This window comes from Neisseria sp. P0013.S005 (genome assembly GCF_051958425.1).
Lineage (GTDB): Bacteria > Pseudomonadota > Gammaproteobacteria > Burkholderiales > Neisseriaceae > Neisseria > Neisseria subflava.
The window spans coordinates 207,697-234,471 of record NZ_JBQCVL010000002.1 but is presented as its reverse complement, the minus strand read 5'-3'; the positions used below and the strand labels follow the sequence as shown (position 1 = coordinate 234,471).

The window sequence follows — 26,775 nt, the reverse complement described above, 5'->3', positions numbered from 1 at the left end:
GTTGAAACAAATCGCAGTAAACCAAGAACAAGGATTCGTGGACCAGCCGCCTTCAGGCGGCTGTGTGTTGAAACAAATCGCAGTAAACCAAGAACAAGGATTCGTGGACCAGCCGCCTTCAGGCGGCTGTGTGTTGAAACAAACGGCAATACAACCGCAAACGTAAATACAACCCCCAGCCGCCTTCAGGCGGCTGTGTGTTGAAACCGCACCGATAAACCATCCGTTAGTGTCATGCCACCCAGCCGCCTTCAGGCGGCTGTGTGTTGAAACCATTCGGCGTACACGCCCGGCTTGCGGGTGCTGGCCCAGCCGCCTTCAGGCGGCTGTGTGTTGAAACTACCCACGGATACATACTGGATACATACAGGGATGCCAGCCGCCTTCAGGTGGCTGTGTGTTGAAACAATTAAAGAACGATTAAGTGCATGATATAGGAAGCCAGCCGCCTTCAGGCGGCTGTGTGTTGAAACCGGCTCAATCACAAAATCCGATTTGCTGTAAATCCCAGCCGCCTTCAGGCGGCTGTGTGTTGAAACCTGTCGCAATCTATCGTGAGGCTGGTTTACTGCCCCAGCCGCCTTCGGGCGGCTGTGTGTTGAAACTCCATGCGCCTCGATTAATGCCGTTGCCACCGACCAGCCGCCTTCGGGCGGCTGTGTGTTGAAACAAAATATGTCAAAATGATTGAAACGTGTATCAAACCAGCCGCCTTCGGGCGGCTGTGTGTTGAAACAACAGAAAATACTATTGTGTGCAATTGGTGTTTTCCAGCCGCCTTCGGGCGGCTGTGTGTTGAAACAACAGAAAATACTATTGTGTGCAATTGGTGTTTTCCAGCCGCCTTCGGGCGGCTGTGTGTTGAAACTTTTTTGGTGGAATGCAGACGTAAAGAAAGCCTACCAGCCGCCTTCGGGCGGCTGTGTGTTGAAACCTTTCGGAAAAAATATAGGCACCTACGCGGACAACCAGCCGCCTTCGGGCGGCTGTGTGTTGAAACGCCTTCTGGAATAGGCAGGTTAGGAATAATTTTCCAGCCGCCTTCAGGCGGCTGTGTGCTGAAACTCTAGTAACTACGAACTCTATGACGACCTATTCCGTCAGCCGCCTTTGGGTGGCTGTATGTTCAAATATCGTCCAAGCAGGCTACTCTTCTTCGGTGCGCAGGAAATTGCCTGCCAAACGGGACAGCTTCATGACTTAGGGAAACATTCGGAAGCCTTTAACCGCCGATTGTATGGTGGCCCATCAGTCGATCATGCTACCGCCGGAGCGAAAATTGCAAAAACGCTTGCGTTAGAGTGGAGGTCAAAGTATAACCTGTTGTTATCTTACTTAGGCTAGATAACTTTAATTAATGAATTAAAAGGAAAAAATAATGGAAAATAAACAAACCAATTCAACCATCAAATCTCGTGCGGCGGTGGCATTTGCACCAAATCAACCCTTACAAATTGTGGAAATCGATGTAGAAATGCCACGCAAAGGCGAGGTGTTAATTCGTAACACGCACACGGGCGTGTGTCATACAGATGCATTTACGTTATCAGGAAGCGATCCTGAAGGCGTATTTCCTGTGGTGCTTGGGCATGAAGGTGCGGGTGTGGTTGTTGCTGTGGGCGAAGGTGTGTCAAGCGTAAAACCGGGTGATCACGTCATTCCTCTTTACACCGCTGAATGTGGCGAATGTGAGTTTTGCCGTTCAGGCAAAACCAACTTATGCGTTGCGGTACGTGAGACGCAAGGTAAAGGCTTAATGCCGGACGGCACGACGCGTTTTTCTTATCAAGGTCAGCCGATCTATCACTATATGGGCTGTTCGACTTTCAGTGAATATTCTGTTGTTGCCGAAGTTTCACTGGCGAAAATCAATCCTGAAGCCAACCATGAACAAGTATGTTTGCTTGGCTGCGGCGTTACCACAGGTATTGGTGCGGTACATAATACGGCAAAAGTACAAGAAGGCGACTCTGTTGCCGTGTTTGGCTTGGGAGCGATTGGTTTGGCTGTGGTGCAAGGTGCGCGTCAAGCCAAAGCGGGCCGCATTATTGCCATTGATACCAATCCTTCAAAATTCGAGCTGGCGAAACAGTTTGGTGCAACTGACTGTTTGAACCCGAACGATTACGATAAACCGATCAAAGATGTGTTGTTAGACATCAATAAATGGGGCATTGACCATACCTTTGAATGTATCGGCAACGTAAACGTAATGCGCCAGGCATTAGAAAGTGCGCACCGTGGCTGGGGACAATCTATTATCATCGGCGTAGCGGGTGCAGGCCAAGAAATTTCAACTCGTCCGTTCCAGTTGGTCACAGGTCGTGTTTGGAAAGGTACGGCGTTTGGTGGCGTTAAAGGCCGCTCTGAACTTCCGAAAATGGTGGAAGATTCAATGAAAGGCGACATCGAGTTAGAACCGTTTGTGACCCACACAATGACACTTGATCAAATCAATGAAGCCTTTGAGTTAATGCATGAAGGTAAATCGATCCGCGCTGTTATTCATTACTAAGGTACGCGATGAAACTGATTGAACAACATCAAATTTTTGGTGGTTCGCAACAAGTTTGGGCACACCATGCCCAAACGCTTCAATGCGAAATGAAATTTGCCGTCTATTTGCCGGATAATCAGGAGAATCGACCGCTTGGTGTGATTTATTGGCTTTCTGGCTTGACTTGCACTGAACAAAATTTCATTACCAAATCAGGCTTTCAGCGTTATGCGGCAGAACATCAAGTGATTGTGGTTGCCCCCGATACCAGTCCTCGCGGAGAGCAAGTGCCGAACGATGATGCTTACGATTTAGGGCAGGGTGCGGGCTTTTATCTTAATGCAACCGAGCAGCCTTGGGCGACGAATTATCAAATGTATGATTATATTTTGAATGAGTTGCCCCGTCTGATTGAGGAAAATTTTCCTACCAACGGTAAATGTTCCATTATGGGACATTCAATGGGCGGACACGGTGCATTGGTATTGGCATTGCGAAACCGGGAACGTTATCAAAGTGTTTCTGCCTTTTCGCCCATTTTGTCGCCCAGTCTCGTGCCTTGGGGGGAGAAAGCCTTTTCTGCCTATTTAGGAAAAGATCGCGAAAAATGGCAGCAATATGATGCGAACTCGCTCATCCAGCAAGGCTATAAAGTACAAGGTATGCGCATTGATCAGGGCTTAGAAGATGAGTTTTTACCAACACAATTACGCACCGAAGATTTTATCGAAACCTGTCGTGCGGCAAATCAACCGGCCGATGTGCGCTTCCATAAAGGCTACGATCATAGCTATTACTTCATTGCCAGTTTTATTGGTGAGCATATTGCCTATCATGCGGCATTTTTGAAGTAGGCCAAAGAAGTGATTCGTGAATCGACCAAACGTTGGTATGAACGTTAATTTTTCATGTTAACGAAAATAAAAGGCATCGAATTGATGCCTTTTGTTTTTTATAAATGATGAAAAAATAATGCGATTAAAATGAGCTAGCTTGCCCACTCTCAATTTAAATATCTCCCCATTCCAATCCAAATCGCTGTAAATATTTCCTTAATCGGTCGCTGTCATTGACTTTTGCTCTTTCTGTTCGGGAGACGTTAAACAATGCACGGCCGGCGGCGGCCATGTTGGGATGTTTGCGGCATTCGTTGATAACGTGTTGCAGTTGTAGTTTGTCGAATAAATCCAATGTGTCCCAATCGACTTTATCGGGGTAGTCTTGTGCTTTTTCAGACGGCCTTTTATGTAGGAGGCCGTCTGAAAAGGGTTCTTCCGACCATAACCATTTGAGGCGTTCGATTTCAGCTTGGACTTGTTCTACCTGTATCCTGCCTTGCGGCGCGAGTGTGGCCAGGCGCATGATGCTGGCGGCGAGGTCGCGGAAGTTGCCGCGCCATGGTGCTTGGTCTGAGTGGGCGAAGTCGAGGTAGGCGGCTAGGGCTTCTTTGTTGAAGCGGGTGGTTCGGCCGAGTTCTTGTGAGGCTAGGGCGAGCTGGTGTTCGACGTTGGGCTCGATGTCTTCGCGGCGGTTGGCGAGTGCGGGCGGTGGGTAATTCCAGATGTTGATGCGGGCGAACAGGTCTTCGCGGAAGCGTCCGGCGCGGATTTCGTGGCGTAAGTCGCGGTTGGTGCCGGCGATGAGTTGGAAGTCGCTTTTGACTTCGCTGTCGCTGCCGACGGGATAAAAGTGTTTTTCTTCAATGGCTTTGAGCAACATGGCTTGCTCGTCTAAGCCTAATTCTCCGATTTCATCTAAAAATAATACGCCGCCGTCGGCAGTTTTTAGATAGCCTTCACGTTTTTCTGCGGCGCCGGTAAAGGCGCCTTTTTTGTGGCCGAACAGGGCAGATGCTGCGCCGTCGCCGCAAAGGGTGGCGCAGTTTACATCGACAAATGTGCCTTTAATCAGATGGCGTGCTTTTTTCAATTCAAAAATCCTGCGTGCCAGCATGGATTTTCCTGCGCCTGTGGGGCCGGAAAGTAGAATGGGGGAAGGAGAATTGAGTGCGACTTGTTCGATTTCGGCAATCATGCGGTTGAAGGCAGTGTTTTGGGTGGAGATGCCGCTTTTCAGGTAGCGCACTGCGTCATCGCGTACGGCGGCAAGGCGTTCGGCTAATACGTCGTAACGAGCCAAGTCTAAATCGATGATTTCATAATTGCCAACATCGCCTGAAATCATGCTGCATCTTTGATTTTTCGGTGGCGCAGTCTGGAGCAACACCCCCGGAATTTGACGCGATTCCACCAATAAGAACAGGCAGATTTGGGCAACGTGTGTACCTGTGGTGATGTGGGTGAGATAGGTTTCTTCTTCTGTATCAAATAGATAGCTCGCCGCCCAGTCGTGCAGTTTGGTATAAACCTCGGAGAAGTCCCACGGGTTTGCCAGCTCCATAGGCACGAGATTGACGACTGTGTGCGGCGATACCTGCTGAATATCGGCTTTTACATGATCCGCCAGTTCGCGGTATTTCTCCGCATAAAACAGCTCAATACGGTCAGGCTGAAAATCCTGACGTTGATTCATGGCGACATTCGGCCGCCACTTCTGCCAACGCCCTTGACCGAAACCGCTGTCCAATACCGTGCCGAGAAAACTGACGGCGACTTGTTTTTTGTTACTCATCTTTTATTCCGTTTGAGTCTCAGACAGCCTTGTATTCAAGCTGCCTTCTTCATGTTTGAGATAGCCTGAAAAACTCTTTTTACTCAGGCGGTATCACTAACATAGGAATAACAAGCATCCATTTTTCCAGCTTTTTAGTGCCGATTTTTTCTGGGATACGTTGGCGAAATGATTCTCCGACTTCGTCTAAATAACGTACTCTGAAAGTGTTGGCATAGGCGGTAGTTTTTGTCGGCAACGGTGGTAATTTGACGGTACGGGCAACTTCAATATCATCAGAAAGGGAAATATATCTGCCATCCTCCGTCCGCTTCATTTCCAGTGGGTCGTCTTTTTTCAGCTCCGCAGCAGCAAACAGACGTTGTTTCACAGTTTCGACATTGTTGTGACAGACAATGAAGTCGATATCCAAATCACTTTTGCTATCGGTTTCTCCCTCGACTGCCGTGTTTCGATAAGCTGCCAAACGTCTGTATTCGGTATTCAACTTAGGTAATTCGGTAAAGATTTGAGCCACGTTTTCAATATCATCAGGTAGCTTTGCCACCCAAGGATGCTCTGGGGTAGTTTGCAGTAGGGTCAGTGTTTCTATGGCACGAGTCATAGCGACGTAATAAAGCCTCTGTTCGGCTTCGTCAACTCCCTGCTAACCGCCGTCTAAAATGAAGACGTGCTTAAACTCCAACCCCTTGACTGCGTGTGCCGTGCCTAGAAATATACCTTCCGAACGGGTTTCATGTTCATCACCTACATACTCGTAGAGCCAGCTTTTCAGAAAGGCGGACGAATATCGGTTAACACTGCCACTACCGTTTTCAGACGACCCGTTGTCTTCTATGGGCGACGCTTGGATTTCTGCCTCACGACTCTCTGCAAGGTTATCCGACTTTTCAGGTAGCTTCTCATCTTGCAGTGGATATTCGTTTAAGAAATCAGTTTGTAATTGCCTAAACCAAACGCACCAACTGCCACCACTTTTTTTCACTTGTTCACTAATAAGTTCTGCAAAAGCTTGTGATGTAAAGCCTTCGGTTTGTTTTTCCACACCATCAATCAGGCGGACAAACTCACGGGTGTGGCGCAATTTGATTTTGCTGCTTTTGTCGGCACTCAAAAAATAAGGTATGCCGTTTTGTTCACACCATGCCTGCATAGGTTTGAGACTGGCATTATGATGGGATAAAACTGCAATCTCATTCCATGCGACTTCGCTCAAGGTTTTCAGACGACCTATTTCGGTGATAACAGCTTGTGCCTGTATGTTACTGTTGCTACCGAACGGCAGGCTGATGTGGCGCACACGCCCCTGCCTTTCGCTGTCTGTTGCAGCCCATACACCACCGTTGGGCTGTGTTTGACGTTCAGGGTTGATAACAATCGGATGCAGTGTTTTCAGACGACCTGTCATGCCGTTTATTACGCTGTTAGCAGCGCTGATGATGTATTGTGTACTGCGGTAGTTGTAGGTCAAATAGTCGGGTTGGGCAACGTCGTAGTCTTTTTGGAAACGGTGTATGTACTCGTTGCTCGTGCCATTGAAGGCGTAGATGTTTTGGTCATCGTCGCTGACCGCCAGAATGGTCAGCTTGTCTTCTTCAGCCCGCTTCCTACCCGCAAGTGCAGAAACAAGCCGGTAGTGTTCTTCACTGATGTCTTGGTATTCATCTATTCGACTACCGGTTCGCTTGATAGCGCGTTTGCAGACATGACCGCCGCACACTGCGCGCAATACGAAACCCTGTTCCGCGCATATCCGAACCACACTTTTTTGTTTGAAATCACAGACGCGAAAGACGTGCACATCATCCGCGAAGAATTGGGCGAAACCTTAATCGGCTGCATTGATGTGGCGACCGGCCGTCAGTTTAGCGAAACCGAATTGGACGAAATCGGCAAACAATACGGCATCCGCCGCCCCGAAACGCTGAAAAACATCACGTTTGGCGAGCTGAAAGGCCGTCTGAAAAATGTGGAACACGAAGGCTTTATGGTATTTGATGCGCAAAACGGCGAAATGTTGTTCAAACTCAAATCGCCGTATTACCTGATTTCCAAGTTTTTAGGACGAAGCAACGAGGGCAATATTGGCCGCAAACTCGACAAACGCCATATTGATGAAGAATTTTATCCTTTAATCAACTACATCCACGAGTATCAGGAAGCGTTCAACGCTATGCCGGAATTGGATAAGATTGCGTTCATTCAGGTGTTTTTGAGACGGTTTTAAAAAATATATTAAAAAAAACAATAGTTTGAATTATTTTTTAATTATATAGTGCCGATACATAATCAACTCATAAAATCTCATACTAACAAGACAGTGTTCATTTAATTCTAAATATAATACTAGTTTGGTAAGTAGGAATCACTCTATTATTTAGAGCAATTCCTACCCACTATTGAATAATAAATCCTTGTAAATATTGAGTTCTCTCTTGATTTAACTTGTAGAAACTAGTAGCGTTGTTTACAGTATTTCCAGGAGAATACTGAAACATGAACATGCACAAAAACACCCGTCTCACCCCGCACCACCGCCAAGCCATTTGGCTGGCCTACACGCAGGGGAAGGAAAGCGTAACCTCCCTGGCACGCCGCTACCAAGTCAGCCGCGTCACCATTTACCGCGCACTTAAAGCCGCAAGAGGCAGGCTGCTCAAACCCCAAACCAGTACCAACAACCGTTTCAAACAGGCAAAGTACGGAATGAAACGCCTGGTCAAGGTAGAACGCGGCATTCAGGAAAAACTCAAAAGGCAGGCCAAACGCTACAATAAATCCTACCCCGGAGAGCTGGTACATCTCGATACCAAACGGCTGCCGCTGCTCAAAGGGCAGAAAGCCACCGATGAGCGGAATTACCTGTTTGTCGCCATTGACGATTTCTCAAGGGAGCTATACGCCGCCATTTTGCCGGACAAAACCGCAGACAGTGCCGCCAAGTTTCTGACCGAACACCTGATTGATCCCTGCCCATACCTGATTGAGTGCGTTTACTCCGACAACGGTACGGAATATAAAGGCTCGGCCAACCATGCTTTCGGTGTAGCCTGTTATGAGAACGGGATTGGTCAAAAGTTTACCCGGGTTGCCCGTCCGCAGACCAACGGTAAGGCGGAACGGGTTATCCGCACCCTGATGGAGATGTGGCATGAGAAACAGTTGTTTGACAGTCCGGAACCGGCGAAAGGAGTTGTGCCGATTTGTGAACTTTTATAACACCGTGAAGCCGCACGGCAGCTTGGACGGTAATACGCCGTTCGAGGTCTTGCAGGCTTATTTTTCTCAACCTGTGGTGTAAACAACGCAACGTTTTCCTACATTTAACTGGATATAACAATTCAGTTTGGTTGTGTTATTGTTACGATAACTTTCACAATTTCGGTTACGGTAAGCTTCCCAATTGTTTTGTTCATTAAGTAAGCTAGTTTGAATATTATTCGGAATTTTATTCCATGTACTTTGTAAAAGGTATTGTGATTGTTGAATAGCAGCTGTTAATTCGTTTTCCTGTTGTTTCTCTAAACGCAACTGCTTCTGTTGTCTATTTAACATTTGTTTTTCTTCTAACAATCTTTGCTGTTCTGCTTGTTGTCTTTCTTCTAACAATCTTTGCTGTTCTGCTTGTTGTCTTTCTTCTAATAATCTTTGTTGTTCCTCCTGTTTTTTTCTATAATCTGCGTTTTCCTTTTGCTCCATTTCTGCTAATACTTGTAAAGCTTTTTTTGCGTTTTCATTTCCTTGAGTAGCTGCTTGTTGCCAGTAAAATATTGCATTTTGATAATTTTGTGTAACTCCTTTGCCAGTAGCATACATTAGGCCTAATTCATATTGTGAATTATCAAACCCTTGATTGGCAGCTTTTTCAAACCAGTAAACTGCTTTACTAAGATTTATTTTTACTCCAAGCCCCATAAGATACATTCTAGCCAATTGATCTTGCGCTGTGGCATTACCTTGGTAGGCTAATTTAGTATAAATAGGTAAAGCACTTTTATAATCTTGATTGTTAATGAGTATCTGTGCATGAGCTATTGGGTCTTCTACTGGTGGAGGTAAACTATCACGTTGTTTTTCTATTATTAGGGGTGTTGTTGGATTTGATGTCGATGTACTATAACTTGATAATTTATCTTTTTTATTGGAGAAAGTATTAGGTAGTAAAAAGTAGATTAAAATAACAATAACCCACCATATCCAATTGTAATTGTAATTGGTATTGGTATTGGTAATTGGTATTCTCAAATTTATATTGATTAGTTTTTATTTCTTTTTTTGGGTATTCTTTTTCAATAATAATAATTTGAGGTTGTTTTTTGTTGAATATGGAAGTATGAATGTAACTATTTTGAATTAAATTTAATCTTTTTAATTCGAAAAAACATTCTGCAGTTGCTCGACAGTCTGCTAGTGCATTATGAGCGTTTGCAAACCCCTTTTTAAATAAATGCCTATATAATTCAATGAGCTTTGGTATTTTGTAGTCTCTATAGTTAGCACTTGGAATTTTGCAAATATTTTTTGTAGAGCGCATTGTGCAATAAGTTGAAATAGGAAGGTTTTTAGGAAAAATATTTAAAAGCTTTAATTCTGTTTCAAGGACTCTTATATCAAACTCAATATTATGTCCAATTAATAAAGTATCTGGTTTGAAAATATCATTCATAAAATAACTTAAAACTTCTTGCGGTAAGAATCCTTTTTCTATTGCTTGTTCGGTTGTAATTTTATGGATAGCTATTGCTGATTCTGGAATTTTATAATTAACAGGTTTTATCAAGTATTCATTTTCTGATAATTTATTACCATTTTTATCAAATACAATCCATCCAAGTTGGACAAGCCTTGATCCTTTATATAATCCAGTTGTCTCTGTATCAATAACTATATATTGTGAGAAGGTTTCCATCGATATCTTTCTTTTTGTAAAAGAGTTTAGTAAGTTATATAAAATAATAATATCCCAAATAAAAAGAAATGTCTATTCTCCTAGTATGGTATAAATAATAAAAGCTAAACTATAAATTGGGTGGTTAATATAAATTTTTCCATTTCTAGAAATTTTGTAAATATTCTGGTCCAGAATCTGTAAGAAAATGCATAGAAAATTTATCATTTATTTTCCGCACTCGAATGCCTCGATTTCGCCAACCTTAGGCGCATAACCGCTGCTTGTGTCGTGGCGCAAATCCAACCAGATATCGACCAATGCCCAAGCAGCCGGAGCGGCAATCACGTTTTGCCCCATACATAAAACCTGCGCATCATAGTTTTCCACCGAGCCGCGGAGCGTGAGTAAATCGTGCGCCGTCGCCGCCCGTATGCCGCGCACTTTATTGGCGGCGATTGCCGTGCCCACGCCGGTACCGCAAATCAACAGCGCACGGTCGGCGCGCCCTGCCGCGACTTCTTCGGCCGCGGCAAACGAGAGTTGCGGATAGCTTCCTTCGGGTGAGGATAAATCGACCAAGTTGCTGACGCGCGGGTCGTTTTGAAGATACGCTTTGAGTGTGTCTTTTAATATTGCGCCGTTGGCCGGCGCGGCAATAACCAAACGCATAAAAACTCCTTGAAGAATACAATAAACATTGTTTAGCATACGCCCGCGCGTGATACGATTCAAGCTTGCAACGCAGAGAGCACGGCATGAGCAAAACCTACTTCACATCAGACCTACATTTTTCACATAAAAATATTGCCAAATTCTGCCCGCAATTTCGACCGTTCGATAACGTGGAGCAGATGGATGAATTTTTAATCCAAACGTGGAATGAAACCGTTACGCCTGAAGATACGGTGTACAACCTGGGCGATTTTTCCTTTGCCCAAGACCATAAGCAGATAGAGCGCGTTTTGTCGCGGTTGAATGGGCAACATCACTTGATTTACGGCAATCATGATCATGTGATTCGGCAGCATGCCGATTTTTTCCGCAGCCAGACCAAGCATGACGGCCATCCGCTGCTGTCGTCCATACGGCCGTATTTGAAACTCAAATTGCCGGAAATTAAGAATACGCTGGTTCTTTTTCACTATCCGATTCAGGAGTGGGACGGCTGCTATCAGGGCTGGTATCACTTGTACGGCCATTTGCATGACAGGGTGGCGGCAATCAAAGGGCGTGCTTTAAATGTCGGATTTGATTTGCACGGCCGTTTTTTGACGGCGCAAGACGTCGATAAGTTTTTGTGTGATTTGCCTAAAATTTCGTATTTTGGCGAAGTAGGGTTGAAGGCCAAATCGCCGGAAGAAGCGGCAGAGCTGGTTTCTCGGAAATTGGCGCAGTTAAATCAGGTATAATTTCAGACGGCCTTTGCGAATTTCCAGCAAAGGCCGTCTGAATATCAATTTCCCATTTTTGAGTGATACATGGAAAACCTTTTGGCTTACTTACTACAAAAATCAGCCTCCCCAATCAATCCGGCAAGGATAAGTCATGAGCGGTAAGCCTTTGAAGTATCCCGTTTCCGCTTTGGTTGTTTTGCATGATAAAGACGGCAATATCCTGCTGATTGAACGCACGGCGCCGCAAGGTTTTTGGCAGTCAGTTACCGGCAGTTTGGAAGAGGGTGAGCGTATCGAAGAAACCGCATGGCGCGAAGTGTGGGAAGAAACCGGTATCCGCCTTGCAGACGGCCAGCTGGAAAACTGGCACGACAGCACCGTTTATGAAATCTATCATCACTGGCGCCATCGCTATCCCAAAGGCGTTTTTGAAAACCGCGAACACATCTTCTCCGCTCAAATTCCGCGTGATACGCCCATCATGCTGCAACCGGACGAACACGTTGCCTACGGTTGGTTTAGTGCGGAAGAAGCGGCGGAAAAAGTGTTTTCCCCTTCCAATAAACGCGCAATTTTAGAACTGGTCAAAAGGCTGAATGTCAAAAAGGCCGTCTGAATACGACAGTTTCACATTTTCAGACGGCCTTGGGTTTGTTATACTTTCGCCGTTTGACTCTCTTTAAAATCAAAGGAAACCATCATGGCAGACTTCAACAAAATCCTGACCCCGGGCGATGTGGACGGCGGCATCATCAACGTTGTCAACGAAATCCCTGCGGGCAGCAACCACAAAATCGAATGGAACCGCAAATTAGCCGCGTTCCAACTCGACCGCGTTGAACCGGCAATTTTCGCCAAACCGACCAACTACGGCTTCATTCCGCAAACTTTGGACGAAGACGGCGACGAATTGGACGTATTGCTGGTGACCGAGCAGCCTTTGGTAACCGGTATTTTTCTGGAAGCACGCGTTATCGGCGTGATGAAATTCGTTGACGACGGCGAAGTGGACGACAAAATCGTCTGCGTTCCGGCCGACGACCGAAACAACGGCAATGCCTACAAAACTTTAGCCGATTTGCCGCAACAACTGATCAAACAAATCGAGTTCCACTTCAACCACTACAAAGACCTGAAAAAAGCAGGTACCACTAAAGTTGAATCTTGGGGCGATGTAGAAGAAGCGAAACAAGTCATCAAAGAATCTATCGAACGTTGGAACAAACAAGCCTAATCGGTTTGTCCTGTTCAATATCAAGGCCGTCTGAAAGCAAAGTTCAGACGGCCTTTTTATATATCAACCGAAGGACAGGCTTGGAAGACGAATAATCGTTTTGCGCGTAACCGGTTGCCCCAACGGTTGCGGCCGCGTCATGCTGGCGGAAATAGGTTTGGTCGGCAAAGCCATCGGCCGCTACAACCTTTACGCAGGCGGCAACTGCGAAGGCCCCCGCATTCCGCGCCTGTTTAAAGAAAACATTACCGAACCTGAAATCCTTGAAATTGTCGAAGGCTGGGTGGCAGATTGGTCTTGAAACCGTTTGGATGAGGAAGGTTTTGGAGATTTTGCCATCCGTACAGGTATCGTCAAACCCGTATTGGACGCTCCGCGAGACTTTTGGGCATAACGCATACAGACAGACCCACAAGTCTGCAATGAGAAAATAGAGAAAACTAAAGGCCGTCTGAAAATCTGATTTTCAGACGGCCTTTTATATTGGGAGCGTTTATATCAAAGATGGAATATAAACCGAATCAGCGACGGCGGCCAAAGCCCCGACCCATGCTTGGTCGGCGGTAGTTGGAAGGCTGGCGCGCGGTTTCGCGGTAACGCTGTTGCTGTTGAGCGTTTTGTTGTTGCGCATTTTGCTGTTGGGCGCGCAGGGTGCGCGTATTCAGCTGTTGGCTGGTGCGTCTGTTTGGACGTGCGGTTTGATAATAGTTGGCACGGGCTTGACGGGCAATCGGGCTGTTTTGATTGCGTGCCTGTGTGAATTTGTTGGCCAATGCGTTGCCGATAAATGCACCGGCTGCCGCACCCACCAAGCTTTGCAGCAGCCAGCTGCCGGTGGATTGGTCGTAGATGTATTGTTGGCCGTCTGTACTGGTTACCGGTTGGCCGTTGTTGCCGTTGGCTTGTGCTTCGGCAGGAATGGTGTCTTTCACGGCTTCGGGCGTGAGCTGGTAAACCGTATTGTCTTCTTGTTGGCCGTTTTGTTGTGCCAACTGTTGTTGCAATGCTTCGATTTGTTTTTGTTGCTGTTCAAGCTGCGCTTGGGTATTGTCTTTGCAGGCAGCGAGGGCAAAAGTGGAAAGGGCGGCTAAGGCAATCAGTTTTTTCATTGTTTTTCCTGAGAGAGGTTTGTCTTTGCCGAGATTTCGGCGGAGTGTGTTTGCCTAATATTAAACCATTTCCCTGTTTTTCAAGTGGTTTTACAAAATAATATTGGAAAGTTGCGCTGCAAATGCACGGCTGTTGTCAGCCAGATTTCCCAGTGCAGGCATTTCGTGTTCGGTTTCGATAATCAGCAGGTTGGCAGGGCGGCGGGTGTGCAGGGACATTTGCATTTCGGCGGGAGAGAAGGGCATGTGATGGCGTTTGGCGAAAGCTTCGGCGCGTTTGTTAGCGGTTTTGAGCATAGGCAGCAGGGTAATATCCAAATGGAAACGGCGTACGCCCAAAACCAAAATACGCGCTGCGAAGAAATCTGCTTCATCAGTAAAAACGTTGGGGCTGCTTTGATTGAAGTCGTGGCGCTCTGCGGCAATCAAAGTCGCGATGGTGCGCACTTGCGGAATCAGGGCTTCGCTGATAAGGCTTTCAGGCGAATCAGGCAAAGTGTGCATATTGAGCATGCTGTGGTGGCTGTTGCTGTCAACGACCATGCGGCAGGTGTGTAACATTTGTGTTTGGCTGTGGATTTTAGTTGAGGCAGTCATGGCTGTATTCCTTATTTCTTAAAAATGGGTGGATTTAAGCGGCCATGATGGGTATAAAAAAAGCCGCTCAAATGAGGCGGCTCTAATTTGCGTATTTTCAACTTAGTCTGTTTCAGACAAGCGCAAAAAAGTACCGCACGTTTGTGTGGTACCAATAGAAGAAAGTAGCAGAGCGTTGCGCGGTTTGCATGATGAAAATACGTCTTTAATGTATAAAAGAATGGAACGTAGTTTAAAACAAGAATGCCAGTAATTTCAATATCCAATCGACAAAACCTACCAATAAATCTACAAGTTGTTGTAATCCTTCCAATTTATTTTCTTTCGAGTGAGTCAAATTTGCACAATTATAATGCAAAACCGGGTGAATTGATAACAATCCGAGCAGGCTCTTTAAACAGGCCGTCTGAAAAAAGGAAAGAATGCTTGGTTTTAATTTAAGATGATTTCGTTATATTCGGGAAGGTATTAGGCCGTCTGAACATGCTCGTTCAGACGGCCTTAGATTGGATAGAAACGAGATTTTCAGTTTCCGCTGGAGAGTTTCATCACTATGACGCCGGCGATGATGAGAAATGCGCCGAGCCAGCGGCCGAAGTTTGCGGCATCGTTGAAAAATACAACACCCACCAAAAACGCCCCTGCCGCGCCTATGCCTGTCCAGACGGAGTAGGCTGTACCCATCGGAATACTTTTTTGGGCAAGGTAAAGGAAGTATCCGCTACCGGCAATGCAGGCAAGCGCGGTGGCAAAGCCATGCCAGCGGTAGCCTTCCTGTTGTGCCAGCTTTAAGCCCAATGGCCAGCCGATTTCCAGCATACCGGCTAAGATTAAATAAAACCAATTCATAATATGTCCTGATAGTGTGTTAAGGTTTCAGACGGCCTTGGAAAGATTGTTTTCTTCTGAGAGTTCAACGCGTTGTCCGATATCTTTTAGATTGGAGTATTGTTCGACCAAGCGCGGTACATCGTCCAAGCTCATTGCAAACATCCATAAATAAGTGCTGACGGAATAGATATGGCCGGCACTGCCATAGCCTTTAAGCGTCATGTGTATAAAGGCGAAGCCGAACAATACGCTCATCGCTATGCCGATACTGAGATAGCCTAAGGCTTCGCGATTGGAAATCAGCACGCGTAGTTTGGCAACCCAGCCATAGTGGCGGTAGAGCTGATGCTCGTTGCCGTCGCGGATAAGGTGGTTGTCGCGTTCAATCCGGTTGTTTAAACGGAAATATAGGTTTTCGCTGATGGCGGCAAAACGCGGCAGCAACCATAAAAACAGGGCCAGTATCGCGACAGCCAATACGCCCACCCAAAATTCCAATATCAGCAACATCATACATGCACCGAAGATGGAGACCAGCGAAGTAGCAGCGATGGGCAGGTGTTCTTCAAAAAAACTGACAAACTCACGCGATAGGGCAACGCGTGCGGTAATGGCGGAATGCGGTACTTCTCGTTTGCGCTGTTCCAAAACGACCGGGACGGCTATTTCGGTATAGATTTGGGTAAACGTACGCGTATCGGCTGCTCGGCGGGCGGCTCCGATTATCCACATTAATAAAACCACCACACCATACAACATTGCCTGCCAGACCTTGCCTTCCATAACGGCATTAATCGTCCAGCCGCCAAACACGGGATAAACCAGCAAGAGCAGATTATCCAAGCCGACGAGAGAGAAGGTTGTGATGAGTTTGCGGCGGTGTGTTTGACCGATGTGTTTCAACATTTTCCACATGGCTGCCCTCCTTATTTAGTATTGAGGGTTTGCGCCATTAATTCGGCCAACGCGTCCAAATCGGCAAACAGTCGGGCTGCACGTTTTTCACCGAAGGCGGTAAAAATTCGTTTGCTGAATTCCTGCATGTTTTGCACCAATGGTGCGGCGGATTCCTTGCCTTGTTCGGTCAGCGACAATAAGCGTTCGCGTTTGTCTTGTTCGCTTTCCTGAAATGTCAGCAAGCCTTGTTCCGCCAGCGTTTTGCATGTGCCGGAAACGGTTTGCTTGGGCAGGCTCCATTCTTCGCCTATGTATTTTTGAGTACGGCTGCCTTCGGTAGCCAAAGTGTAGAGAACGGCTAAGGTGTTGTAGTTGGTGTTTTGCTGTTTAATCCATTGGTCGAATGCGCTGTCTATATGGCTGATACGCATACCGAGTTGATCGAGCTGATTCATAAATTGGTCTCAATATTGACTAATTGGATGCGGATTATAGTCATGTTTAGGACTAATTGCAAATAGAAGGCCGTCTGAAACAATCATTTTCAGACGGCCTTGAAAACGTTAAAATAATTAATGTAGAAACGATATATTCAAACTACGATAAACCTAATAAAACCATCTTCAGCACATACGCCATGATTCATTTCTTATCTCAAAATATTTCATCCAAACAAGCCACTGCCATCGGGCTGCTTGCCGTTGCTTTGTGGAGCTTCGTCATTTCTCTGATACGCTCTTTGAGCCTGCATATGGGGGCAGTGGGCGGCGCGGCAATGATGTATACCTTGTCCACCGTATTGATTTGGCTGATTTTCGGCCGGCCGCATTTGCGCAATTACAACCGCAGCTATCTGTTTTGGGCGAGCGTGTTTTTTGTCGGCTGCGAATTGTGTTTGTCACTGTCGGTCGGCTTTGCACAAAACGCAAGACAGGCGGTGGAAATTGGCATGGTGAATTATTTGTGGCCGACGTTTACCATCGTCGGGGCGGTATATTTCAATAAACAGCCGTCAAAATGGTGGATAGTCATCGGCTTTGTGCTGTCGTTTTTTGGGATTGCCACTGTACTGGGCGGCGATGTCGGCTTGTCGGTTTCCGGCATCTATCATAATGTCCGCACCAATCCCGGCGGCTATATCATGGCATTTGCGGATGCAGTGTTTTGGGCGGCATATTGTACGCTGACGGCACGTGTGAAAGCGGAAGGCAGCAGCGTTGGCTTCTTCTTTGCGCTGGTGTCGATACTGTTGTGGATCGAATACTTTCTCAGCGGCGCGAATACGTTGAATTTTGATACTGTATCGCTCGGCTATGCCGTTGCCGCTGCAGCTTGTATGGGGCTGGGCTATGCAGTGTGGAATATCGGTATTTCGCGTGGCAACCTGACCGTATTGGCTGGTGCATCTTATTTCATTCCAGTGTTGTCTGCGGTGGTGTCATCATTTGTGATTAGCGCGCCGTTGTCCATGACGTTTTGGCAGGGAGCGGGAATGGTGTGCTTAGGATCGATTGTGTGTTGGTTGGCGACACGGAGAAAACAGATGGCGTGAGGCAACATCCCATAGCTTTGCGATATAACGAAAACAGCTTTTTTAACAACCAAACATTCTTTCCCATTTTTTTCAGACGGCCTGTTTAAAGTAGCACTCAGTTTGAGAAATCACGAGAAGTAGACAAACTTAACCGCGCTGCCGAATCCGCCGAAACGCTCAAGCTCAACGACATCGGTAGTATCAGTTTCAAAACTCGCCGCTGCCGCATACGAAGCCACCAACCATACTATCGCGGCAGGCATGATATGCAAAGTCAGCGAAGCAAACAGTTTTGAAATTTAAAAGAAAAGTTAAAATAAAAAAAGGCCGTCTGAACATTCAGACGGCCTGATACTTTATTCAAGTCGAAAATGCTTATGCGCCGTAAACCGGATATTTATTGCACAAAGCAGTCACTTGTTCGCGGACTTTGGCGAGGTTGGCTTCGTCTTCGGGATTGGCCAATACGTCGGCAACCAAGTTCGCCAATACGCGCGCGTCGGCTTCGTTAAAGCCGCGTGTGGTCATGGCGGCGGAGCCGATGCGGATACCGGAAGTCACGAATGGTTTTTCCGGATCATTCGGAATAGCGTTTTTGTTGACGGTGATGTGTGCTTTGCCCAAAGCGGCTTCAGCGGCTTTACCGGTGATTTTCATCGGTTGCAGGTCAACGAGGAAAACGTGGCTTTCGGTACGGCCGGATACGATGCGCAAACCGCGTTTAACCAACTCTTCCGCCATGGCGGCAGCATTGATTTTCACTTGTTTTGCGTATTGTTTGAACTCAGGTTGCAACGCTTCTTTAAACGCTACGGCTTTGGCAGCGATAACGTGCATCAACGGGCCGCCTTGCAGGCTTGGGAAGATGGCAGAGTTCAGCGCTTTTTCGTGGGTATTGTCACGGCACAAAATCACACCGCCGCGAGGGCCGCGCAGGGTTTTGTGGGTGGTGGTGGTCACGAAGTCGCAGAATGGCACCGGGTTAGGATATTCGCCGCCGGCAATCAGGCCGGCATAGTGCGCCATGTCGACAAAGAGGTATGCGCCGACTTTATCGGCGATTTCGCGGAATTTTGCCCAGTCGATTTGCAACGCATAGGCAGATGCACCGGCCACAATCATTTTGGGTTTGTGTTCAAGAGCCAAGCGTTCTACTTCGGCATAATCGAGAACTTCGTTTTCATCCAAACCATAAGTAATGGCGTTGTAGAGTTTGCCGGAGATGTTAACGCTTGCGCCGTGGGTCAAGTGGCCGCCGTGTGCCAGAGACATACCCAAAATGGTGTCGCCCGGTTTCAAAACAGAAGCGTACACGGCTTGGTTGGCTTGAGAGCCGGAGTGTGGTTGAACGTTGGCATAGGCGGCGCCAAACAGTTCTTTTACGCGGTCAATCGCTAATTGTTCAACAATATCAACGTATTCACAGCCACCGTAGTAGCGTTTGCCAGGATAGCCTTCTGCGTATTTGTTGGTCAATTGCGAACCTTGGGCTTCCATAACGGCACAGCTGACGTAGTTTTCAGAGGCGATCAGCTCGACGTGGTCTTGCTGGCGCTTGTCTTCTTGGGCGATGGCTGCTGCCAAATCGGGGTCATATTGTGCGAGGGTAACGCTTTTTGAAAACATGTTCTCGATTCCTTTGTGATGGGCTGAAAATATAGGATGGAGTGCTGCGGATTGGTTCAAGATGAACTATTTTTCTTGCATTGTCAACAATTGTGTCGGGTGTTTGGCTTCAGACGGCCTGAGATTGAAGGGTTTATTTGAAAATATCATCTTGTTTTAAATGAAAATCCATTTTTTCCAGAAGCGTGGCTAAATCGGCTTCTGCTTGGGCAGCTTTAAGATTTTTTGCCAGTTCTACCAAGGCTACCGCATTTAATCGTTCTTTCTCCAGCCGTAGGGCTTCTTCGCTGAAGATTTTGATATTGTCTGCCGATTCGGCATTTATTTTTTCAAATGGATAAAACGATTCTTCATGCACGGCCAAACCGTCGGGCAGGGGTGCGGCATGGTTGAAATCGGCATCATTGACCGGCATCCATGAAGGATGGTTCTCAAGCAGGATAAATTGTCCGTCCATGCCGTTGATATGACGGAATAGGGTGGTTCGGCCATTGTGTAAACGCATAAACCCGATTGTATGCCCAAGTCGGCAAGCCGTCTATAAAGCCGTTTCTTTCTATTTTTGGCGCTAACTTATGTTGATATTATTAATTTTGATGTAAAACAGTTTCGACTTAAAAAAGACTGGATAAAACGCCCGTGTTTGTTATAATGAAGCTAAAGATTGATTCGTCCTAGTTTTTGACAGCAGTACTTTTTTATTTAATTAACAAGAGAGGAAAACAAAATGTTTCCAGAATATCGTGATTTGATTTCTAAACTGAAACAAGAAGATGCACACTTTGCTCGTTTGTTTGACGAGCACAATGAGCTGGACGATAAAATCACCGGTTTGGTTAACAACCCTGTTACCAGCGGAGCCGAAGAGATTGAAGAGCTGAAAAAAGCCAAACTCAAACTCAAAGACGAATTGTATGCTATTCTGCAAAAAGCAGCAGGCAAATAATTAAAAATTGAATAAGGCCGTCTGAACGGTATGATAGGAATCTCGGATTTCGTTTCATGCTGTTTCAGACGGCCTATTTAGTTGTTTGTTATTTCTATTAGCACAATTTAACTTTTAATTGTAAATCACTCTTAATTGCATTGAAAACTCTGTTAAGTTTATTTAAAATCCAAAACGATTTTCATTTTAATTTTAAACAAACAAAACCAAGAGAAACAATGCAATGAAAACATTTACACTCGCCATTTTGCCTTTGGCGTTAATTAGTGCATTCTCACACGCAGCTGAAGAGAAAGCCGTTGAGCAGGCTGAAGTCGATACCGTTTACGTTACTGCCGAGAAGCAGTTGCAACAGTCGCTCGGCGTATCGCGTATTTCTAAAGACGACATCGACAAACGCCCTGCAGCCAATGATATTTCCGAATTTGTCCGCACCATGCCGGGTGTCAACCTGACCGGCAATACGGCAACAGGTCAGCGTGGCAACAAACGTCAAATTGACTTGCGCGGTATGGGTCCTGAAAATACTTTGATTTTGATTGACGGCAAGCCGGTTAATTCGCGCCAGTCCGAGCGTATCAGTATGCGCGGTGAACGCAATACGCGTGGCGACAGCAACTGGGTGCCGGTTGAAGAGATTGAATCCATTACCGTCTTGCGCGGTCCGGCGGCAACCCGTTACGGCTCCGGTGCGATGGGCGGCGTGGTCAATATTGTCACCAAAAAAGTGTCTAAAGAATTTAAAGGCCAAGTCAATCTTTACGCCAATCAGCCGCAAGACAGCAAAGAGGGCGCAACCCGCCGTATCGGCTTCAATTTGAGCGGCCCGATTATTCAAGATACTTTGGGCTTCCGCATTTACGGCAACCTGAATAAAACAGATGCAGATGCTGCCGATATTAATGCCGGACACGGCAATGACAGCGCGGCCGGTGTCGAAGGCGTACGCAATAAAGATATTGCAGGCCGTCTGCAATGGAAAATCAGCCCAGCGCAAACGCTGATTTTGGACAGCAGTTACAGCCGTCAGGGCAATATCTACAACGGCGATACGCAAAACAGCAATCCGCGTTCCGCTTTGGTTAATTCTTTGGCCGACAGCAAAGCCGAAACTGCCCGCTTATACCGTTCCGCTTATTCTTTAACGCATGATGGCGCATGGGAATGGGGCGATACCAAAAACGTGATCAGTTATGAGCGCACAATTAACAGCCACTTGCCTGAAGGTTTGGCCGGTGGTCCGGAAGGCAGCTATACAGGCTTGGATTTTGTTCAAAGCCGTCTGAAAAACCTGCGCTTCAGCAGCGAAGCGAATATTCCGTTCAAACTTGGTGTCGATAATGTATTGACGGTCGGTGCGGAATTTACTGACAGCAAATTGGACGATCCTGCCTCCAATACTCAGGGATTTAAAGACCAAGGCAAAACCGATGCGTTTAACGGTATCTCCGCAACGCGCGGCGGTAAGGCATCGCAACGCAACTGGGCGGCATACGTTGAAGACAATATTTCATTGACCGACAAAACCCATCTGATTCCGGCCATCCGTTTCGACCATAACAGCGACAGCGGTAGCAACTGGAGTCCGGCTTTGAACTTCTCGCATCAAATCGGCGAAAACTGGTTGGTCAAAGGAGGTGTTGCCCGTGCGTACAAAGCGCCAAACCTGTATCAAACCAATCCTGACTTTATTCTGTACACACGCGGTCAGGGCTGTCCGCTCAATGCGCCGAACAGTGTCCGCTGCTATTACATGGGCAACAGCAATTTGAAACCTGAAACCAGTATCAATAAAGAGATTGGCCTTGAGTTCAACAAAAACGGCTGGCAGGCTTCGGCTACTTATTTCCATAATGCGTATCGCAATAAAATCGTGATCGGAGACCAGCTTATTGCCACCAGCAATATCGGCAACTGGCTCTTGCAATGGGAAAATACGCCGAAAGCGACTATTTCGGGTATCGAAGGCAACTTGGTGATTCCGTTGCATGACACACTCAAGTGGAGCAACAACTTCACTTACATGCACAAATCCGAAGATTATCAAGGCAATCCATTGTCTTTGGTGCCGAAACACACCATCAACAGCACACTGTCTTGGACGCCGAACGAACGCTTCGATGCCAACCTGACCTTTACCCACTACGGCCGCACCAAACCGCGCGGCGTGGCGATTAATAGATTGGAACGAGACGGCAATCCTCGTGCAGGCGTGGCAGCGTTGTCTTCCGAACACAGCCAAACTCAAGTCGGCTCTTACGGCATTTGGGGCATCAATGCAAGCTACAACTGGAACAAACGCGTGGCCGTCCGTGGCGGTATCAGCAATCTGTTTGACAAAAAACTGTACCGTACAACTGCCGGCGCACAAACGTACAACGAGCATGGCCGTGCCTTCTACGGCAGTTTGAAAGTATCGTTTTAAGTAAAAATGTATTAAATCAGGCCGTCTGAAACGGTGTGAAATGAAATCTAGGATTTCTGACACATGGTTTCAGACGGCCTTTTTGATTTTAAATTTAGAAGCATTTGTTGTTACGGAATTTGCTTCACTTTTTAAAAAGTAAAAAGGGCGACACTCGCCGCCCTATGAATCTAAAAGATTTATTCGACCCAAGTCACCATTTCTTCAATCGGTTTGCGTGATTTTTTAGTGATTTCTTTGGCACGATAGCCGAATGTTGCCGCTACGGATACGCCCCATTCGTTGGCATCAAACAGGCCTTCTGCCGCCAATACTTCGTTCATTTTGTCGTAGTTGAAGCCTTCGATTGGACAGGAATCGATGCCGATGGCCGCTGCGCCTGTGAGCATATTGGCCAAAGCGATATAAGTCTGCTTGCCGCTCCAGTCGAAGAGTGCACGTTGGTCGTCGGCAATTTTAATGTCGGTTTCTTGGAAGCTTTTGTATCTTGCCAACGCTTTTTCCAGTTGCTCTCCTTGCAGGCCCCTGCGTTCGGCAACACTGCGGAAGAACGGGGTATCGTAACGGGCATTTTTCTTGGCAAGGATAATCACCAGATGGCTGCAGTCGTCCAGTTGGAATTGCATCCCCCAGCTGAAAGGCTTGATTTTCTCACGCAGGGCTTTGTTTTGAATCACCAAGAATTTCCATGGCTCGGAGCCGACAGAGCTGGGCGAGAGGCGGGCAAATTCTAAAATCGCTGCAAAATCTTCTTGGCTGATTTTTTTGTTGGGATCGTAATAACGGGTAGAGCAGCGATTTTCGAATACTTGCAGCATTTGTTCGCGTGTAATTTGATTCATCTGATTTTCCTAATAAATGAAGATGTTATTTTGACCGTTTTGCCAATATTCGGTTCCTTTTGAGCCATCATTACCGGCATAACCTTAAGGAGGAAACAGGCTGGGGCAACACCATGTTAAATCAAACCTGACGGTCAGGCTATCTTTTAATGCTGAATTTCACAAAAAAATTCGATAAATATCAATATCAATACGAAAAGGCCGTCTGAAACTTTAAACGTTAAAGTTTCAGACGGCCTTTGATTTCAAATCCTGATTACAGATGAGGATTCATCAGGTTTTCCGGGGAGAGGATGCGGTTGAGTTCTTCTTCGCTCAACAGACCGCGCTCCAGTACGACTTCGCGCACGCCTTTGCCGGTTTGGGCGCAGATTTTGCCGACCAAGTCGCCATTGCGGTGGCCAATGTATGGGTTCAGATAAGTGACCAAACCGATGGAGTTGAAGACGTAGTGTTCGCAGATTTCGCGGTTGACCGTAATGCCTTTGACGCATTTGTCGGACAGGTTGACAGCGGCATTGCCCAAGAGGGAAATGGTTTCAAACATACATTGGGCGATTACCGGCTCCATAACGTTCAGCTGCAACTGACCTGCTTCGGCTGCGAAAGTGATGGTGGTGTCGTTGCCGATGACTTTGAAGCAGACTTGGTTGACGACTTCGGGAATTACGGGATTAACTTTGGCAGGCATGATGGAAGAACCGGCCTGCAATTCAGGAAGGTTAATTTCTTTCAAACCGGCGCGCGGACCGGAAGAGAGCAGGCGCAAGTCGTTACAGATTTTGGACAGTTTGACGGCTGTGCGTTTCAATGCGCCGTGTACCATCACATATGCGCCGCAGTCGGAGGTCGCTTCGATCAGGTTTTCAGTCAGTTTGCAAGGCAGGCCGCTGACTTCGGAAAGTTTCTCAACGACCAAAGCCGCATAGCCTTTAGGCGTATTCACGCCCGTACCGATGGCAGTGGCGCCGAGGTTGACTTCAAGCAGTAAGGAGCGGGTGCGGTCGAGGTTGAGGATTTCTTCTTCCAACAATACTTGGAAAGATTGGAATTCTTGACCGGCAGTCATCGGTACGGCATCTTGAAGCTGGGTGCGGCCCATTTTCAAAACGTCTTTAAATTCTTCGGCTTTGGCGGCAAAAGCGTTTTTCAGGGCGGCCAGTTTGTCGAGCAATTCGCCGATGCTGTAATACACGGCAAGGCGGAAGCCGGTAGGGTAGGCGTCGTTGGTGGATTGGCTGGCGTTGACATGGTCCATCGGATTGACGATGTCGTAGTGGCCTTTTTCGTGTCCCAAGACTTCCAATGCGAGGTTGGCAATGACTTCGTTGGTATTCATGTTGACCGAAGTACCGGCGCCGCCTTGATAAACGTCGGACGGGAATTGGTCGAGGCAGCGGCCTTTGACCAATACTTCATCGCAGGCTTTTTCGATGGCGGCCGCGATTTCCGGCTTGATGGCACCCAATGCGCCGTTGGCTTGCGCGGTGGCTTTTTTAACCATGACCATGCTGCGGACAAATTGCGGCACGTCGGAAATTTTTTGTGTGGAAATTTTAAAGTTTTCAATGGCGCGCAAAGTATGGATGCCCCAATATACTTCAGCAGGGATCTCGCGGTCGCCTAATAAATCGTGTTCGATTCGTACAGTCATTTCTCTTACCTTCTCGTATAGTTGTGTTGGTGTGCATTATGCGTTTGGAACATTAGCCCAGTTCGGCAAGATTGTCCAGTTAATCAGGCTTAATCGTCAGGATGAAAGCGCGCCGCTTCGCGTTCCTTGGCAACTGTATCTTTGTCTTTCAGCTTCGCACCCAGGCCCAACATTTTTTCGTATTCGGATTGCGGCGTGCCGTCTTCCTGCATACCGAACGCGCTGGCATTGACCCAGAGAGCGAGTAGGGAAACGATAATGGCGAAAAAGCCGACGATATACCAAAACATTTTTTTCTTCCTTGTGTGTCTGCGGGGCAGATTGTTGTGGTTTGTAAAGATGTGAATGTAGCACAAACGCGGTTGGGTTTAAATTCTTCTCCTGCATCCTTTCATTGATTTACCTGTAAGTGTTTAGAAAGGAAAAGGCCGTCTGAAAAGTAAGACTTTTCAGACGGCCTTGAGGCTTTGTCGGGAAGATTAGCCGCCGCATGCGCCGCAGCAACCGCCTTCGCTGTGACCGCCGCGTTTTTCTTCGTTGTTGATAACGGGCAGCTCGGTTTCTTCGGTTTGCTCTTTTTTATCTTCAGGCAAATCGTTTACTTTGATTTTGTTTTCTTCAGCCATGATACATCCTTTCAATGGATTGAGGAGTGGAAAGATTTATAAAGATAGCATCTTTAAGGCGATAAACCAAGCGGTACAAATCTGCCTTGTGATAATGCCATGACTTTGAACAATAAATTTGCTTGTAAAAGCGTTCAGGCCGTCTGAAAATTCCAAAGAGGAGTGTTGGTTTTTATGGTTTGAAATGGCAGCAGAAAGATTTAAGAATGCTTGATTTGAAGGGATAAACTGACATTGATTTCAAAAAACAATACAATGTTATCATCATCTGGAAACAGCCAATTTATCGGAGTATATATGTATTCATACCACAGCGAACGCCATTTCAGCGACCGCAACAACTGGCTTCGGGCAAGCGTATTGGGTGCCAATGACGGCCTGATTTCCACTGCCTCACTGTTAACGGGCGTAGCCGCAGCCGCGCCAGATTTCCAAACCCTGCTGTTGACGGGCGTTTCTGCGCTTATCGGGGGCGCGGTGTCGATGGCGGCGGGGGAGTATGTTTCTGTGTCCAGTCAATCGGATACGGAAAAAGCCGATTTGCACAAAGAACGCTACGAATTGGCAAATAATCCTGATGCGGAGTTGGAAGAGCTGACTGAAATTTACCGCCGTCGCGGTTTGTCCGACCCGCTCGCCGCAGAGGTGGCCAAAGCATTGATGGAACACGATGCGCTCGCCGCCCACGCGCGTGACGAAATCGGCATTACCGAAACCTCTGCCGCCCAACCCATGCAGGCCGCGCTGGCTTCTGCCGCTTCATTTTGTGCCGGCGCGATTTTGCCTTTACTGGTCGCATTGACGGCTTCTACCGCCATTGTTCCGGCCTTGGCAGTTTCCACTTTATGCGGACTGGCCGGACTGGGTTATGTCTCCGCCAAACTTGGTGGCGCGCCTGTCGTTCCTGCCGTTTTGCGCGTGTGCTTATGGGGCGTTGCGGCATTGGTGATAACCGGATTTATTGGAAAACTGGCAGGCGTGGCTGTCTGAATGTAAGGCCTTATATTCTTTTAAACCTGTATCCAGTAAAATTGAAAATCT

27 protein-coding genes, 3 pseudogenes and 1 CRISPR repeat array are annotated in these 26,775 nt (G+C 47.0%); of the genes and pseudogenes, 12 read left to right on the top strand and 18 right to left on the bottom strand.

Annotated elements, in window-relative coordinates:
- Positions 1-42: 42 nt before the first annotated feature.
- Positions 43-1,132: direct repeats of the CRISPR family, unit length 32 nt; unit sequence CCAGCCGCCTTCGGGCGGCTGTGTGTTGAAAC.
- Between the two features lie 246 nt (positions 1,133-1,378).
- The gene (locus ACTHTA_RS03305) at positions 1,379-2,515 is read left to right on the top strand and encodes an S-(hydroxymethyl)glutathione dehydrogenase/class III alcohol dehydrogenase (protein WP_313971467.1); all 1,137 of its coding nucleotides are present in this window, start codon (positions 1,379-1,381) and stop codon (positions 2,513-2,515) included.
- An 8-nt stretch (positions 2,516-2,523) separates the two neighbouring features.
- The gene (fghA, locus tag ACTHTA_RS03300; protein WP_313971468.1) at positions 2,524-3,351 is read left to right on the top strand and encodes an S-formylglutathione hydrolase; all 828 of its coding nucleotides are present in this window, start codon (positions 2,524-2,526) and stop codon (positions 3,349-3,351) included.
- Between the two features lie 154 nt (positions 3,352-3,505).
- On the opposite strand, the gene rtcR is transcribed toward fghA, so the two are convergent.
- From rtcR to ACTHTA_RS03285, 3 genes are all read right to left on the bottom strand, one after another.
- Positions 3,506-5,128, bottom strand: coding sequence for an RNA repair transcriptional activator RtcR (gene rtcR, locus ACTHTA_RS03295; RefSeq protein WP_440364248.1), 1,623 nt, complete (start codon positions 5,126-5,128; stop codon positions 3,506-3,508).
- A gap of 79 nt (positions 5,129-5,207) precedes the next feature.
- Positions 5,208-5,732, bottom strand: coding sequence for a hypothetical protein (locus ACTHTA_RS03290; RefSeq protein ID WP_313971470.1), 525 nt, complete (start codon positions 5,730-5,732; stop codon positions 5,208-5,210).
- Between the two features lie 42 nt (positions 5,733-5,774).
- Positions 5,775-6,848 carry a 3'-5' exonuclease gene (locus ACTHTA_RS03285; protein ID WP_440364251.1) on the bottom strand — a complete coding sequence of 358 codons (1,074 nt, stop codon included), beginning with the start codon at positions 6,846-6,848 and terminating at the stop codon, positions 5,775-5,777.
- Here ACTHTA_RS03285 and ACTHTA_RS03280 point away from each other — a divergent pair.
- Both ACTHTA_RS03280 and ACTHTA_RS03275 read left to right on the top strand, forming a co-directional pair.
- A pseudogene (locus tag ACTHTA_RS03280) lies at positions 6,792-7,355 on the top strand (RNA ligase); the annotation flags it as partial. The gene ACTHTA_RS03285 and the pseudogene ACTHTA_RS03280 overlap by 57 nt on opposite strands.
- A 269-nt stretch (positions 7,356-7,624) precedes the next feature.
- A pseudogene (locus ACTHTA_RS03275) lies at positions 7,625-8,455 on the top strand (integrase core domain-containing protein).
- Here the strand turns inward: ACTHTA_RS03275 and ACTHTA_RS03270 are convergent.
- The 3 genes from ACTHTA_RS03270 to ACTHTA_RS03260 all read right to left on the bottom strand — a co-directional run bounded on the left by ACTHTA_RS03270 (position 8,414) and on the right by ACTHTA_RS03260 (position 10,688).
- Entirely contained in the window at positions 8,414-9,373 is a 960-nt protein-coding gene (locus ACTHTA_RS03270) for a hypothetical protein (protein WP_440376362.1), read from the bottom strand. The pseudogene ACTHTA_RS03275 and the gene ACTHTA_RS03270 sit on opposite strands and share 42 nt — an antisense overlap.
- Complete coding sequence (locus ACTHTA_RS03265) at positions 9,282-10,037, bottom strand: 3'-5' exonuclease (protein WP_440376363.1); 756 nt, start codon at positions 10,035-10,037, stop codon at positions 9,282-9,284. Before ACTHTA_RS03265 ends, ACTHTA_RS03270 begins: the two co-directional genes overlap by 92 nt.
- Positions 10,038-10,244: 207 nt before the next feature.
- Positions 10,245-10,688, bottom strand: a complete 444-nt coding sequence (locus ACTHTA_RS03260; RefSeq protein ID WP_440364482.1) for an RpiB/LacA/LacB family sugar-phosphate isomerase — start codon at positions 10,686-10,688, stop codon at positions 10,245-10,247.
- A gap of 86 nt (positions 10,689-10,774) precedes the next feature.
- Between ACTHTA_RS03260 and ACTHTA_RS03255 the strand changes: the two genes are divergently transcribed.
- The 4 genes and pseudogenes from ACTHTA_RS03255 to ACTHTA_RS03240 all read left to right on the top strand — a co-directional run.
- Positions 10,775-11,428, top strand: coding sequence for a phosphoesterase (locus ACTHTA_RS03255; protein WP_440364481.1), 654 nt, complete (start codon positions 10,775-10,777; stop codon positions 11,426-11,428).
- Positions 11,429-11,564: 136 nt separating this feature from the next.
- Positions 11,565-12,029 carry a dihydroneopterin triphosphate diphosphatase gene (gene nudB, locus ACTHTA_RS03250; protein ID WP_440364480.1) on the top strand — a complete coding sequence of 155 codons (465 nt, stop codon included), beginning with the start codon at positions 11,565-11,567 and terminating at the stop codon, positions 12,027-12,029.
- Between the two features lie 84 nt (positions 12,030-12,113).
- Positions 12,114-12,647, top strand: a complete 534-nt coding sequence (locus ACTHTA_RS03245) for an inorganic diphosphatase (protein ID WP_137040631.1) — start codon at positions 12,114-12,116, stop codon at positions 12,645-12,647.
- 94 nt (positions 12,648-12,741) lie between these two features.
- A pseudogene (locus ACTHTA_RS03240) lies at positions 12,742-13,041 on the top strand (sulfite reductase subunit beta); the annotation flags it as partial.
- Positions 13,042-13,168: 127 nt separating this feature from the next.
- On the opposite strand, the gene ACTHTA_RS03235 reads toward ACTHTA_RS03240, so the two are convergent.
- The 5 genes from ACTHTA_RS03235 to ACTHTA_RS03215 all read right to left on the bottom strand — a co-directional run bounded on the left by ACTHTA_RS03235 (position 13,169) and on the right by ACTHTA_RS03215 (position 16,536).
- Positions 13,169-13,756: a hypothetical protein gene (locus tag ACTHTA_RS03235; RefSeq protein WP_313971520.1), complete on the bottom strand. Its 588-nt coding sequence runs from the start codon at positions 13,754-13,756 to the stop codon at positions 13,169-13,171.
- 90 nt (positions 13,757-13,846) lie between these two features.
- Positions 13,847-14,353: a hypothetical protein gene (locus tag ACTHTA_RS03230; RefSeq protein ID WP_313971519.1), complete on the bottom strand. Its 507-nt coding sequence runs from the start codon at positions 14,351-14,353 to the stop codon at positions 13,847-13,849.
- 525 nt (positions 14,354-14,878) lie between these two features.
- Complete coding sequence (locus ACTHTA_RS03225) at positions 14,879-15,202, bottom strand: DMT family transporter (RefSeq protein WP_250600248.1); 324 nt, start codon at positions 15,200-15,202, stop codon at positions 14,879-14,881.
- A 27-nt stretch (positions 15,203-15,229) separates the two neighbouring features.
- Complete coding sequence (locus tag ACTHTA_RS03220) at positions 15,230-16,099, bottom strand: ABC transporter six-transmembrane domain-containing protein (protein ID WP_250600250.1); 870 nt, start codon at positions 16,097-16,099, stop codon at positions 15,230-15,232.
- A gap of 11 nt (positions 16,100-16,110) precedes the next feature.
- Complete coding sequence (locus ACTHTA_RS03215; protein WP_250600252.1) at positions 16,111-16,536, bottom strand: MarR family winged helix-turn-helix transcriptional regulator; 426 nt, start codon at positions 16,534-16,536, stop codon at positions 16,111-16,113.
- 182 nt (positions 16,537-16,718) lie between these two features.
- Between ACTHTA_RS03215 and yddG the strand changes: the two genes are divergently transcribed.
- The gene (yddG, locus tag ACTHTA_RS03210) at positions 16,719-17,633 is read left to right on the top strand and encodes an aromatic amino acid DMT transporter YddG (protein WP_308888382.1); all 915 of its coding nucleotides are present in this window, start codon (positions 16,719-16,721) and stop codon (positions 17,631-17,633) included.
- A gap of 110 nt (positions 17,634-17,743) precedes the next feature.
- Here the strand turns inward: yddG and ACTHTA_RS03205 are convergent, their stop codons facing one another.
- The 3 genes from ACTHTA_RS03205 to ACTHTA_RS03195 all read right to left on the bottom strand — a co-directional run bounded on the left by ACTHTA_RS03205 (position 17,744) and on the right by ACTHTA_RS03195 (position 19,746).
- A complete protein-coding gene (locus tag ACTHTA_RS03205; protein WP_283122182.1) occupies positions 17,744-17,878 on the bottom strand; it encodes a hypothetical protein in 135 nt (44 codons plus the stop codon).
- A 112-nt stretch (positions 17,879-17,990) separates the two neighbouring features.
- The gene (gene glyA, locus ACTHTA_RS03200) at positions 17,991-19,241 is read right to left on the bottom strand and encodes a serine hydroxymethyltransferase (protein ID WP_254322746.1); all 1,251 of its coding nucleotides are present in this window, start codon (positions 19,239-19,241) and stop codon (positions 17,991-17,993) included.
- A gap of 133 nt (positions 19,242-19,374) precedes the next feature.
- Complete coding sequence (locus tag ACTHTA_RS03195; RefSeq protein ID WP_036473017.1) at positions 19,375-19,746, bottom strand: hypothetical protein; 372 nt, start codon at positions 19,744-19,746, stop codon at positions 19,375-19,377.
- Positions 19,747-19,968: 222 nt separating this feature from the next.
- Here ACTHTA_RS03195 and ACTHTA_RS03190 point away from each other — a divergent pair, with 222 nt between their 5' ends.
- Together ACTHTA_RS03190 and ACTHTA_RS03185 are read left to right on the top strand one after the other, a co-directional pair.
- Positions 19,969-20,187 (top strand): YdcH family protein, encoded by a 219-nt coding sequence (locus tag ACTHTA_RS03190; RefSeq protein ID WP_049328987.1) that lies wholly within the window; start codon positions 19,969-19,971, stop codon positions 20,185-20,187.
- A 223-nt stretch (positions 20,188-20,410) separates the two neighbouring features.
- Positions 20,411-22,612 carry a FepA family TonB-dependent siderophore receptor gene (locus ACTHTA_RS03185; protein ID WP_440364478.1) on the top strand — a complete coding sequence of 734 codons (2,202 nt, stop codon included), beginning with the start codon at positions 20,411-20,413 and terminating at the stop codon, positions 22,610-22,612.
- 179 nt (positions 22,613-22,791) lie between these two features.
- Here ACTHTA_RS03185 and ACTHTA_RS03180 read toward each other — a convergent pair whose 3' ends face one another.
- The 4 genes from ACTHTA_RS03180 to ACTHTA_RS03165 all read right to left on the bottom strand — a co-directional run bounded on the left by ACTHTA_RS03180 (position 22,792) and on the right by ACTHTA_RS03165 (position 25,734).
- On the bottom strand, positions 22,792-23,454 hold the full coding sequence (locus tag ACTHTA_RS03180) for an NAD(P)H-dependent oxidoreductase (RefSeq protein ID WP_063075894.1): 663 nt from the start codon (positions 23,452-23,454) through the stop codon (positions 22,792-22,794).
- Between the two features lie 256 nt (positions 23,455-23,710).
- Positions 23,711-25,108, bottom strand: coding sequence for an aspartate ammonia-lyase (gene aspA, locus ACTHTA_RS03175; RefSeq protein WP_440375727.1), 1,398 nt, complete (start codon positions 25,106-25,108; stop codon positions 23,711-23,713).
- Positions 25,109-25,197: 89 nt separating this feature from the next.
- On the bottom strand, positions 25,198-25,398 hold the full coding sequence (locus tag ACTHTA_RS03170; protein ID WP_003685538.1) for a hypothetical protein: 201 nt from the start codon (positions 25,396-25,398) through the stop codon (positions 25,198-25,200).
- A 189-nt stretch (positions 25,399-25,587) separates the two neighbouring features.
- The gene (locus ACTHTA_RS03165; protein ID WP_003685706.1) at positions 25,588-25,734 is read right to left on the bottom strand and encodes a hypothetical protein; all 147 of its coding nucleotides are present in this window, start codon (positions 25,732-25,734) and stop codon (positions 25,588-25,590) included.
- A 297-nt stretch (positions 25,735-26,031) separates the two neighbouring features.
- Between ACTHTA_RS03165 and ACTHTA_RS03160 the strand changes: the two genes are divergently transcribed.
- Positions 26,032-26,724 (top strand): VIT1/CCC1 transporter family protein, encoded by a 693-nt coding sequence (locus ACTHTA_RS03160; protein ID WP_049328983.1) that lies wholly within the window; start codon positions 26,032-26,034, stop codon positions 26,722-26,724.
- The last annotated feature ends 51 nt before the right edge of the window (positions 26,725-26,775 follow it).